The sequence below is a fragment of the Treponema sp. OMZ 790 genome (assembly GCF_024181285.1).
Taxonomy (GTDB): Bacteria; Spirochaetota; Spirochaetia; order Treponematales; family Treponemataceae; genus Treponema_B.
In genome coordinates, this window is the sequence record NZ_CP051201.1 from 2,627,405 (window position 1) to 2,639,927 (window position 12,523).

Genomic DNA, 12,523 nt, shown 5'->3' on the forward strand with positions numbered 1-12,523 from the left:
GTAAAAATCTAACCGTAGTTATGTAGACCAGCTGTGAGCCATTGAAATAAGTTTGCTCTGTAGCTCTTGTGTTTTATCAATCAGCTGTTGTAAATCTAGTCTGTCCTTCCTACGTCGCAGTTCATCTTTTTCAGCATCGCTTATATCAGAACTCTCCATAAGCCTACGATACGGTGTCTTAGCTTCATCATATTTCTTTATGACCTTTGCGTCTACCCTGTGCTTTGAAATAATCTTCATTGAAGGAAAAAAGAAGTTTACAAGCATGTTATATTGCTCATAAAGGTCAGCCATAACGCTTCGTGTCTCCTCTCCCTCAAATCGATAGTAGCCGACAATGCGTCTTACCACACTGTCATTTTTCTGTTCAACAAAACAATTATCATTCTTTTTATACGATCGGCTTCGAGTAAAGATAACATTATTCGTGTTGCACCATTGCAAAAGCTGCATATTCTTAAACTCGCTTCCGTTGTCGCTATCAATACCTTTCATCTGAAACGGTAAGTTTATTTTCACATCCTCTATCGCTTCTTTTACCCATCGGTGAGCTTTGTTTAAAAGGGCTCTATTTTCCGTCCAACCTGAATGAACATCAGTAAGGGTAAGTGTGCAAATATACTGTCCTTTAGTACTTATACCACAGTTTGCGACAGTGTCAACCTCAAAAAAGCCCGGTTTGCGTTCATCCCAGTCGAAAAAGGTGCGGATTGGAATGAGCTTATTAAGATTCTTTGAAGGCCGTGTTGTTGAAATACCTCGGATAGAATGTTTTGGAATTTCAGGCTTGAGAATCCTACCGACCGTTGCGCTTGATATGCGAGCAAGTTTTGCTTTAAGTTGTTCATCATAACCGAACTTTTGAGCAAAGTAATCGATATTATCACGTATAAAAGGCACGAGCCGTTTTGAACATAGGTACATCGAAAAAATCCATAGCCGGATGACTTGCTCTTGTACGTCTTGACCGTAGTATTTTTCATAGGTTCGCTTTTTTCGTGTCTTTTTAATAACATTCACACTCTTTTTGGCGACGTTGTTAAAATGCGTTATTTTTATGTATGCACTGTTTTTCAGAATGTGAATTGCATACTTTCGGTTGTATTTGGTTGTTGCGACAAACTCATCGAGGATTTTCGTCTTTTGTTTCTTGCCCGCAGTGCAGTACCGTTTCACTATTTCCTCAGTCAGCTTCTTTCTCATTTTCATATCTAACCTCATTTTGCCCTTCCTTAGGGCTTCTATTTTAAGTTAGATTTTTACGTGATGAACAGCTTTTTTTTCGGTTAGATTTAACGTGAGGCAATGCGCATACTTGACCATTCCTTTAAAAAAGATTAAAATATACTCACACAATTTAAGATCCATCTTAAATTACACAACGAGTTCAAATAAGAATTCATCAAAATCGTCCTCCCTTGAGGAGCGACCGCTCATTGTGGAGCATCAAGGCTTAACTATGTTAAGCCTTTTTTTATTGATTATTCAGAATTATAGCTTATTTTTTCCCGGCTGTCCAGAATTTATATCAAATTACTTGCCCCAACGGCTTGTATACTTACTACTTCTCATAACTTTTCGTTTGATGCTTGCTTAATTTGGCGTTTTAGGGTATAATATCATCCATATATGACGCGCGGATCAAAAGGTTCTGACAGTAAAAAGACAATCTCCTCCCCTGAAGATATTTTAAAACAGGTCTTCGGCTATGATGAATTCAGACCCTTCCAAAAAGAAATTATAGATAGTATTCTCCAAAAAGAGGATGTTCTTGCGGTGATGCCTACAGGAGGCGGAAAATCTCTATGCTATCAGATTCCGGCCCTCATTTTTGAAGGATTAACCATAGTAGTTTCTCCCCTTATTTCTCTTATGCACGATCAGATTTGCGGTTTGGAAACGATAGGGGTAGAGGCGGTTGCCTTAAACAGTTCCTTGGACTGGGAAAAATATGCCGATAACATACGCCGTATTAAGAATGGGGATGTTAAAATCCTCTATGTTGCTCCTGAAACTCTGGTCAGTGACCGCTGTAAAGAACTCCTCTCTTCAATAAAAGTGGATTGTCTTACAATCGACGAAGCTCACTGCATTTCGGAATGGGGACATGACTTTAGACCTGAATACAGACAGTTGGCCGAGATACGCAAACTTTTAAAAGAGACCGCATGTCTTGCCATAACGGCAACGGCGACTGAAAAGGTACGCTCCGACATAAAAAAAATGCTGAAGCTCAAAAAGACTAAAGAATTTATTGCCGGCTTTAACCGCAAAAATATTTTTTTGGAAGTGAAAGAAAAGCAAAAGCCTTTCGAACAGGCTTCGGAATTTTTAAAAGAACATAAGGGAGAAAGCGGAATTATCTACTGTTTTTCCCGCAAGCAGGCAGACACTCTTTCCGTTCAACTGTCGGTTTTAGGATACAATGCAAAACCCTATCATGCGGGACTTTCCGATGAGCTTAGGCAAAAAACTCAAAACGATTTTATCAATGACGATATAGAAATAATTGTAGCAACCGTAGCCTTCGGAATGGGTATAAATAAACCTAATGTAAGGTTTGTCATTCACTTTGATTTACCCAAGAGCATTGAGCAGTATTATCAGGAAATAGGCCGAGCAGGGCGGGATGGAAACCCGGCACATGCTCTTTTGCTTTTTTCTGCTGCCGATATTTTTAAGCTTAAATTCTTGATGCAGGATAAATCTCCCGATGAGGTAAGAAAAGCTGAAACTATGCTTTCCGCTATCAGTAATTATGCACAAGCCAACAGCTGCCGCCGCCGGGCGATTTTAAAATATTTCGGAGAAAATATTTCTGAAGAAAAATTAAAAGAAATACAGGGCGATGCACCTTGCTGTGATTTTTGTTCCAGAGAAAAAATAGAAAAAACCGACTTGACGGTTCCTGTTCAAAAATTCTTATCCTGTGTTGTCAGAACCGGCTGCCGATTCGGAGCAAGCTACATAATCGATGTTCTTTTAGGTTCAAAACAAAAGCGCATACTCGAAAACAAGCACAATGACCTTTCCGTCTGGGGAATAGGTACGGAATTTAACAGGGAAGGCTGGTTTGCCCTTGTACGCGTTTTATTGGCTGAAGACTACCTTATAAAGGATGAAGACTATTCGGTATTGTCGCTTACACAAAAAGCAAAAGAAGAGCTTCAATCCCGAACCAGTATTTTACTTCCTTTCGATTATGAAAAAGATAATTCCTCTAAAAAGGAAATAAAACAAAAATCAAAACCCCAAACAACCGAAATCAAATTAGATGCCCGCGGTACGGCAATAGTGAATGCACTAAAACAAAAACGCAGAGAACTCGCGGATGAAGCAAGAGTTCCGGCTTATGTTATTTTTTCGGATAAGACCATCTTCGACTTAGGTTTTAAAAAACCGTCCAAGATTGCAGAACTGGATAATATCTTCGGCATAGGAAAAGCAAAAAAAGATAAATATGGAGAACTTATTGTTCAACTTGTTACCTCTCATAAGTAAAAGGGGATTAAGGTCTTAAAATATGAATATCCTGGTTGATAAATTTAAAGAAGTCTTAATGTCGGTTTTACCCATCGTCATTTTAACTACCATTTTGAATTTTGCATTTATTCATATAGATTATCAAGTCTTTATAAGGTTTTTAATCGGAAGCGTATGTATAATATTCGGTCTTGCATTTTTTCTATTCGGAATCGAAATGAGCGTTACAAAAATCGGTTTACAAATGGGAAAAGAAATTACAAAACGGAATAAAATTTTTATCTTGATTTTAGGAGGCTTTGCCCTAGGCTTTTTAATTTCGATAGCAGAACCCGATTTACAGATTTTGGCAAGCCAAGTAAAAACCGTAACAAAAAACGGAATTCCTGCACTGAGACTCGTTGTAGTTGTTTCAGTCGGTGTTGCAGCCTTCGTTGTTTTCGGTATATTGCGCACGGTATTCAATGTTTCACAAAAAATTGTTTTTGCCGTTTCATACGGAATTATATTTTTGCTTTCTTTATTTTCTTCTGCAGAGTTTATGTCCATCGCCTTCGATTCTTCGGGAACCACAACGGGAGCCATAACAGTTCCGTTTATTTTGGCTTTGGCTGCCGGTGTTTCCGAAATGAAAAAAGATTCGGCCGCTTCCGAAAGAGATGCTTTCGGGCTTGTAGGAATGGCTTCTGCCGGAGCAATCTTAGCAGTATTGGCTTTGAGCGTTTTAGGAAAAACAAAAGAAATATCCGCCGATGATTTTGTTTTTAATCTGGATGTACATACACAGATTTTCTATCCATTTGCAGAACATTTTCTTCCTGTTCTATATGAATGCCTTATATCGCTTTTACCCTTAACCGTAATATTTTTAATTACAAACTTTATAAGCATTAAACTGCGCGCAAAGGATTTAATTCCCATACTCAAGGGTTTGATAATTACATTGATAGGTTTATTTCTATTTATGTGGGGAGCAAAATCGGGATTCTTGGATGTAGGAATCGCAATGGGCAGCCGCTTAGGCGAAATAGGAACGCACTCCTTAATTCTTTTTATCGGAGCATTGATAGGTATTGTTTCTATTTTAGCAGAGCCCGCAGTTTATGTTTTGACAGTACAAATAGAAAACGTAACGAGCGGCCATATTCCGCGCAAGATAGTTTTAGTCTTTTTATGTATCGGAGTCAGTTTTGCGGTAATGCTTTCGTTACTTAGAATTATTGAACCTGCGTTTCAACTGTGGCATATTCTTCTTCCCGGATATATAGTTTCACTTTTGCTGTCCATTGTTGTTCCGGATCTTTTTGTAAGTATAGCCTTTGATGCCGGAGGTGTTGCATCAGGACCGATGACTGCAACCTTTGTTTTATCCCTTGCGCAAGGGCTTGCCAATTCCACACCGACGGCAAATGTTTTAATAGACGGCTTCGGCATTATAGCGGCCGTTGCTCTGGCTCCTATTATTTCGCTGCAAATTTTAGGATTGATTTTTAAGATTAAAAGCGGAGGAGAACAAAAATGAAAAATTTTTCCCTTCTGATAATTTTGGTGCCTTTCGGCCGTGCGCGTAAAATCGTAAAATACGCTAAAGATAAAGGACTGACAGGTGCAACAATAATGATTGCATTCGGAACCGTAAAAAGCAAACTCCTTGATTTTTTAGGAATTCAAGAGACAAGAAAAGAATTGATTTTAACGGCAGGAGATGGAGAATTTTTAGACGGCCTCATGGATGATCTAAATAAAAAATTCAATCTTACACGGAAAAATTTCGGTATAGCATTCCGTATGCCTTTAAGTTTTATTAATATTGAAAATGCCTTAGAGGGCGAAAAACCCGTATTTAAACGGGAGGAGGTTAAAACTATGAAATCTGCAATTTTTACTGTCGTTAATAGAGGAAAAGCCAATGAAGTTGTCGATGCTTCTTTAGAAGCAGGAGCACGCGGCGGCACAATAATTCATGCACGAGGTTCAGGTTTAAACCAGACAAAGGTTATCTTTGACATGGAAATCGAACCCGAAAAAGAAATTGTTTTAACTATTGTCGATGATGAACAGCTTGAAAAAGTTGTTGAAGCAATCAGAAAAAATTCCGATGTAGAAAAAGACGGACACGGAATTCTTTTTGTTATTCCGATAAGCAAGGCTTACGGTATAAAATAGGTTTTTATAATGAATGAGCCCCCTCCGCAATGGCTTTATATTTTACTTTTAATTATCCTTCTTTTTTTATCGATGATATTTTCATCGGGTGAGACGGCTTTTTTATCCGTAAATAAATTGAAAATAAAATATTTACGGGAAAAGAAAAATAAAAAAGCTGCAAGAGTTGAAAAGATTTTAAAAGACAAACAAAAATTCTTAACAACTTCTTTAATCGGAAACAGTCTGGTAAATATTTTAATCTCAGTAATTTTAACCGCACTGATGGTAGAATTAGTTGGAGCAAAGGGATTAAGCATTGCTGTAACTGCTGCAACTATTGCGATTTTAATCTTCGGCGAAATTCTCCCCAAATCGGTTGCCTTGGTTTTTTCCGAACCGATAGCTTTAAAATTTTCAGGCTTTATTTTATTTTTAATTAAAGTACTTGCTCCTATTGAATGGCTTTTTTCGGGCTTTACAAAATTCTTTTTAAAATTTTTAGGCGTAAAAAATCTTCAATCGAATGAAGCTTTAACCGATGCAGACTTAAAAGATTTTTTTGATGTACGCCAAGAACACGGAGATTTGCGCTCGGAAGAAAAAGCTGTTTTGGAAAAAATTTTAAGCTACGGCGACATAACCGTAAAAAATATTATGACTCCGAGGCCGGATATAATAGGACTTACGGCTGATGCAAGCCCGAAAGAAATTATAGAGCTTTCTCATTCGTCAAGATTTTCGCGCTTTCCTGTTTATGAAGAAGACATCGATGAAATTATCGGTATTTTTTACATTAAAGATTTTTTGTTTTCGGAAGCCGCTGCAAAAGATTTCTTGCAAGAATCAAAAGAAAAATTCGATATAAAAAAATATCTGCGGAAGCCTGTTCTTGTTTTTGAAAATACCGAGCTTTCAAAATTGCAGGAAATATTCAGAAAAGAAAAGCAGAACATGGTTGTAGTTATCGATGAGTACGGCGGAACTTTGGGCATTGCAACTCTTGAAGATTTAAATGAAGAGATATTCGGGAACATTGCTGATGAGTATGATACCGATGACGCCGCTGCAGAGGAACCCCATCTTGAAAACATAAATGATGAAACGGCACAAAATATAAACAATACTATTTTGGGCAGCATGAGGCTTAGCGATTTAAATGAAGAGCTCGGCACAAATTTTTCTTCGGATTATTACGATACGATAGGCGGTTTGATTATGGAAAAATGCGGAGAGGTTCCGCAAATCGGTTCTACAATAAAAATAGAAAACTATAATTTTACCGTTATAAAAATTGAAGGGAACAGAATAAGCGAACTGGAAGTAAATATTGCAGGAGATGAAGAATGAAGTTTGAATTAGCCTTAATGACAATCGAATTTATCGCTCTTCTCCTTTGTGCATTTTTCTTTTCTGCATCCGAAACGGCAATTACTGCAATTACAAGAACCGAATATAAGGCAATAAAAAAAGGGCGATCAAAAAAGAGTAAAGCTCTTGTCTTTCTTATTGAAAAAAAAGATGAGATTGTAAGTGCAACTCTGATAGGTACTAATTTTGTCAACACTCTTTCTTCTGCTTTGATAACTGCCTTTGTCATAGACATGTACGGACCGCAGCATATTCCGGCAGCTACTGCAATTACGACAATTCTTATAATTATCTTTGCAGAAATTTTACCAAAAGCAATAGCGGCTTACAATGCCGTAGAAATTACAAAAACCTTTTTGATTCCCTTATCGGCTGTAAGATTATTTTTAAAGCCCTTTATTTTTATTTTTTCGCTGATGTCCAACTTTATTATTAAGTCGGTTTCAAAGAGAAGGGAAAATCAAATCTCGGAGTTGTCAGAAGATTATTTAGAAACGCTTATAAATATAAGTTTAGCGGACGGTACTTTTCAAACAGGAGAGCATGAGTTAATTAAAAGAGCTGTGAGACTGCATGAGTTAAAACTACAAAGCATAATGACAAAAAAAGAAGACATTGTCAGCCTCGATATAAATTCATCACCTGAAAATATGGTAAGTATTTTTCGCAAAACAATGTTTTCCCGTCTTCCGGTTTACAAAGGAGAAAAAGATAAAATAATAGGCAGCGTTCATTATAAAGATCTATTATTTTATAGAAGTCATAAATCAAAAACAGATATAAACAAAATCATACGGCCTGCTTTGTTTATTCCGAAAACTGCAAATATTTTTTCGGCAATAAAAACTATGAGCAAAAATAAAAGGAACATGGCTTTTGTTGTAGATGAATACGGTTCTACGGCGGGACTTATCACAATTGACGATATAAGCACGGCTATTTTCGGTTCAATTCAAGATGAGTATACTAAAACAAAAACAAATCCTTTAAGCGGAATGAAGATTGTTGACGGTACACATATCTTAATTCCCGGAGCGGTTCCTATTATCCAACTGAATAAAATTTTAAATACAGATTTTCATTCGGACTATAATGATACGATAGGCGGTCTTATTCTTGAAACGGCAGAATATTTACCTAAAGAGGGTGAGCTCATCAACATAGGTGATATTGAATTTAAAGTTGAAAAAGTTGAAACGAGTAAAATTATTTTTCTTATTGCGGATGTTTCTAAAATTACGGCTGCGGCACAATTCCCAAAAGCTTTTCAATAATATCGTCAGCTGTTAAATTGTCGGCAGCAGCTTCATAAGAAAGTTTAAGTCTATGCCTCAAAGCTGCGTAGGCAACAGCCTTTACGTCTTCGGGGATTACATAATCCCTTCCGCTAAAAAGAGCTTTTACCTTTGCACATTTTTGAATGGCTATTCCGGCACGCGGAGATGCTCCGTAGAGAATGTAGCTTAGATAATTTCCGTGAATATAATCATCTTGTTTTACATTTTTTACAGGCCGTGTCGCAGCAATAATTGAAACTATATAGCTTGTAATTTCGGGAGAACACTTGACCTGCTCTACTGCACTTCGTAAGGTTTCCAAATTTTCGGGAGTCAAAATGGGTTCGGCAGTGCCGGCACCTGAGCTTACGCCGAGGCCGTGACCCATGTTTTGATTCGGTTTAAGACTTGAAAATTTATTTACTATATCTATTTCTTCTTGGATAGAAGGATAGGGAACAAACAGTTTTAAAAAAAAGCGGTCAAGCTCTGCTTCGGGCAGGGGATAAGTTCCCTCTTGTTCGATGGGGTTTTGAGTTGCAAGCACAAAAAACGGAGACGGCAAAGAAAAAGAATTTTCTCCTATTGTAACCTGCCCTTCGGCCATGGCTTCCAAAAGAGCGGATTGCACTTTTGCAGGAGCTCTGTTTATTTCATCTGCCAAAATAATATTCGCAAAAACCGGCCCCCGCCTTACTGAAAATTTACCGATGCTTTGTTGATAAATCAGAGTTCCTATCAAATCGGCAGGAAGAAGGTCAGGAGTAAACTGAATACGCTTAAAACTTACATTGGAAAGTTCTGCAAAAGTCTTTACGATAAGAGTTTTTGCCAGACCGGGCACACCTTCTAAGAGGACATGACCGCCTGCAATGTAGGCCGTTAAAATTCCTTCTATGAGTTCTTGCTGGCCTACAATCCTTTGAGCCATCTTTGCTTTAAAATTTTCTATTATTGTTCTATAGCCGGTATCAATCATAATATCATTTTACGCCTTATGTTAAAATTTTGCAAGAGGTTGAATACTTTACAGATAAAAGATTTTCTATGTCCTCTATTTTTTGTTATTTAGAATTTTAAAAAATCCTTTTTTTGTTTTTTTGGCAGATTCTTCTTTTTTTGGAGGTATAAAATTATTGATAAATTTACTCAAAGCTCCATGTTTGGATGTATCGACTAAAAAATATGCTATATCCCCTATGGTAGAAAAAACAGGTATTAAAATATTATCACCCTGTTCTACAGGAAGATGACTTACGGAAGCTTCTTTAAAGGCTTCTCTAATATTTATCTGCGGAACAAGGTCTGCAATATTTAAATCATTGTTATAATCTATTTCGGTTTTAATTTTTTGGGAGGCTTCTACTATTTCTCCATTGAGATTAACTATTGCTATAGGCAGTTCTACCATATCAATTAAACTTTTTACCAAGCCGTTAAGACTTGCAATTTTTAGACTTTTTTGTGCGGTGATTGTATTGGATACGCTAAGAGCATCTTGTAAAAAAAATCCTGCAGTGCCTAATTTTGCAACTTTTTTTTCGGATAAAATTCCTCCGGCTTTTATGGTTTCCATTAGGCTTAAAAAATCTTTTTTCTTTTTTAGCGCACCTATAATAATGTTAACTGTTAAGATTAATTGCAAACCGGAAAATATAAAACCTAAAAACAAAACAAGTTCAGAATCTCCCTTGAGGGGGATTTGCATACCTACACTGTATGCCCAAAAAGCTGTTGCAATCATAAAAATAAATGAGACAGCTAAACTTATAAATAATAATTTTTTTCCAATAAAAGTCATATTTATTCCCTTACATATTTCTAAATTCTTCAAGTTTTATATTTGAGCCTATCAAAAAAAGTTTATCGCCTTCTCTCAGCTCAAAATCATCTTCAGGATAATGCATAGCCTCCTGTTTGACAGGGTTACCGACAGAATCTATATCCAAATCCATCCTGACAAGGGCAATCAGATTAATGTTAAGTTTTTCTTTTAAAGCGAGAGCTCCGACGGTTTTTCCGATAAAAAATTTTGGAACAATAATTTCCCTTATCGAAAAATCTTTTGTAACCGTAATCGAGTCCATTACATCGGGAGAAATAAGACGCCTTGCAATTCTTGTTGCAGCCGATATTTCAATATTTAAAACCTCGTTTGCCCCTACCCTTCTTAGAACGGTTGCGTGGAGAGGCGAAACGGCACGGGCTAAGACATAGGGAATATCTCTTTGCTTTAAAAGAGTTGTAGTTAAAACGCTTGCTTCTATATTATTGCCTATAGCGACGATGGCAACTTCTACATCATCTAAAGGAGCTTTTAAAAGAGCTTCTTCATTTGTAGTTTCTACAAGCATTGCTGCCGGAACAATTTTTTTTATTCTTTCTACTGCTTGAATATCATGATCGAAGGCTACAACTGAAGCGCCTCCATCTACAAGAACTTCACAAATTCTTGACCCGAATTCTCCCAGACCTATGACAGCAAAGTTTTTATTTGTTTCCATAATATTTTCCTCCCTATCCTATAGCTATATTTCCATAAGGATATTCTATATCGTCATTCTTTTGTTTTGTGCCGGCAGCAGTTAAAAAGGTTAAGGGGCCGACTCTTCCAATAAACATTAAAATTATTATAACTATCTGTCCAACCGGCGAAAGAGCAGCAGTTATTCCCGTAGAAAGCCCCACAGTTGCAAAGGCAGATACGGTTTCAAATAATAATGCCAAAAAAGGAAGACTTTCGGTAATTGTCAATAAAAAAATCCCAATTGCAATTGCCGCAAGCCCGAAGCCGAAAATTAAAAAAGCTTTTTTTACTTGTTCTTCAGGAACGGAATTATTTTTGATTACAACAGTTTTTTGATTTTTTAAAAATGATCTAAAAAATGCAAAAACAACCGCAATCGTATTCAGCTTAATTCCTCCTGCTGTACTTCCTGCAGCTCCTCCCATAAACATTATGAGTATCATAAAAAGCAAGGTTGCATTTGTTAAATTTATAAATGAAACAGTCGAAAAGCCTGCGGTACGCAACGTTATGGCCTGAAAAAAACTTGCAAGGTATTGGCTTCCCACAGATAATTCTTTCATAGTATTGCGGTGTTCAAGTAAATAAAAAAGAGCAAACGAAATAAAAAGAATAAAACCGGTAAGGCTTAAAATCATTTTTGTATTTACCGAAACTAAATAATCGGTCTTTTTTTTCTTCAAAAACTTATTTGTTATATTTGTTTTGATCTTAGCCAAAACATCATAAATAACCGCAAAACTTATTCCGCCTAAAATTATGGTAAACCCTATTGTAATGTTTATAATAATATCGGAGGTAAAAAATTCTAAGCTGTTTGAAAAAAGAGCAAAACCTGCATTACAAAAAGCCGATATTGCATGGAATGCCGCAAAGCCTAAGGCTTTAAGATTGAATCCTAAAATACGGGAAAATCCTATAAGTAAAAATGCTGCACTTAATGCTTCTATAAAAAAAGTAGAAAAAACAATTACCCGTAATGTTTTAAAAAGATTTGACATATCATCTTCACTAACCATGTATGAGATTGTAAGCTTTTCACTGACCGTCATTTTTTTCCGGAAGGCAAACATTCCGAAGAATGAAAAAACCATTATACCTAAGCCGCCGACTTGAATTAAAACAATCAGAATAAATTTTCCGGCTATCGTAAGTTCGGAAGAAACATCTATCACACTTAGGCCTGTAACGCATACGGCGGATGCGGAAGTAAAAAGTGCTGTTAAAAAATTTAAAGATTTTCCGCTTGCAGATGCGGCAGGAAGCATAAGTAAAAAACTGCCGATGATTATTACCATAAAAAAAGAAATAATCAAAGTGCGTGCAGGATTTGAAATAATTTTTGCAGTTAGGCCGGCTCTCTTGCTTATTAATCTGATTATTTTTCCAAACAAAAATATGTTTTTAAAAATGTCAAAAACAATACTTAACTCTTCAGAAATATTTTTAAAGCCTATTTGTATTTTAAATATAACAAAAATTAGAATAAAAATAACGGCAGTTAAAAAATCGAAAATATTATTCTGAAAATATTTGCGTATATATTTTTCCTGCCTGACAGCAAAAAAAGTTTCTGTAAGCACGAATAGGAGAATTAAAATATCGATTATATGGATGATACTTGAGGGAATATTTTTAAAATAAAACTGCTGTAAAAATAAAACTACAAGGCTTAAAGCGAAAGCCGCAAATACAAAATTATCACGCTTTCTCATTCAGG

At 36.3% G+C, this 12,523-nt stretch carries 10 protein-coding genes; 5 read left to right on the plus strand and 5 right to left on the minus strand.

Translation table 11 applies throughout. The features are described from left to right. Nucleotides 1-18: 18 nt before the first annotated feature. Nucleotides 19-1,221: a DDE-type integrase/transposase/recombinase gene (locus E4O01_RS12425; protein ID WP_371819575.1), complete on the minus strand. Its 1,203-nt coding sequence runs from the start codon at nt 1,219-1,221 to the stop codon at nt 19-21. Between the two features lie 408 nt (nt 1,222-1,629). Between E4O01_RS12425 and recQ the strand changes: the two genes are divergently transcribed. The 5 genes from recQ to E4O01_RS12450 are packed head-to-tail and all read left to right on the plus strand — an operon-like array spanning nt 1,630 to nt 8,273. Next, a complete protein-coding gene (recQ, locus tag E4O01_RS12430) occupies nt 1,630-3,501 on the plus strand; it encodes a DNA helicase RecQ (RefSeq protein ID WP_253692500.1) in 1,872 nt (623 codons plus the stop codon). Nucleotides 3,502-3,523: 22 nt separating this feature from the next. After that, on the plus strand, nt 3,524-5,005 hold the full coding sequence (locus tag E4O01_RS12435; protein WP_253692501.1) for a DUF1538 domain-containing protein: 1,482 nt from the start codon (nt 3,524-3,526) through the stop codon (nt 5,003-5,005). After that, the gene (locus E4O01_RS12440; protein ID WP_253692502.1) at nt 5,002-5,649 is read left to right on the plus strand and encodes a P-II family nitrogen regulator; all 648 of its coding nucleotides are present in this window, start codon (nt 5,002-5,004) and stop codon (nt 5,647-5,649) included. Before E4O01_RS12435 ends, E4O01_RS12440 begins: the two co-directional genes overlap by 4 nt. A 9-nt stretch (nt 5,650-5,658) precedes the next feature. Next, on the plus strand, nt 5,659-6,978 hold the full coding sequence (locus tag E4O01_RS12445) for a hemolysin family protein (RefSeq protein ID WP_253692503.1): 1,320 nt from the start codon (nt 5,659-5,661) through the stop codon (nt 6,976-6,978). Continuing rightward, nucleotides 6,975-8,273, plus strand: a complete 1,299-nt coding sequence (locus E4O01_RS12450; RefSeq protein WP_253692504.1) for a hemolysin family protein — start codon at nt 6,975-6,977, stop codon at nt 8,271-8,273. The genes E4O01_RS12445 and E4O01_RS12450 overlap by 4 nt, the downstream gene beginning before the upstream one ends. Here E4O01_RS12450 and E4O01_RS12455 read toward each other — a convergent pair. The 4 genes from E4O01_RS12455 to E4O01_RS12470 form a co-directional block, all read right to left on the minus strand. After that, nucleotides 8,236-9,255, minus strand: a complete 1,020-nt coding sequence (locus tag E4O01_RS12455) for an AAA family ATPase (protein ID WP_253692505.1) — start codon at nt 9,253-9,255, stop codon at nt 8,236-8,238. The genes E4O01_RS12450 and E4O01_RS12455 overlap by 38 nt on opposite strands. A gap of 75 nt (nt 9,256-9,330) precedes the next feature. Continuing rightward, nucleotides 9,331-10,077, minus strand: a complete 747-nt coding sequence (locus E4O01_RS12460; protein ID WP_253692506.1) for a hypothetical protein — start codon at nt 10,075-10,077, stop codon at nt 9,331-9,333. Between the two features lie 10 nt (nt 10,078-10,087). Further along, nucleotides 10,088-10,780 carry a potassium channel family protein gene (locus E4O01_RS12465; RefSeq protein ID WP_253692507.1) on the minus strand — a complete coding sequence of 231 codons (693 nt, stop codon included), beginning with the start codon at nt 10,778-10,780 and terminating at the stop codon, nt 10,088-10,090. 13 nt (nt 10,781-10,793) lie between these two features. After that, nucleotides 10,794-12,518 carry a TrkH family potassium uptake protein gene (locus E4O01_RS12470; protein WP_253692508.1) on the minus strand — a complete coding sequence of 575 codons (1,725 nt, stop codon included), beginning with the start codon at nt 12,516-12,518 and terminating at the stop codon, nt 10,794-10,796. Nucleotides 12,519-12,523 lie beyond the last annotated feature (5 nt).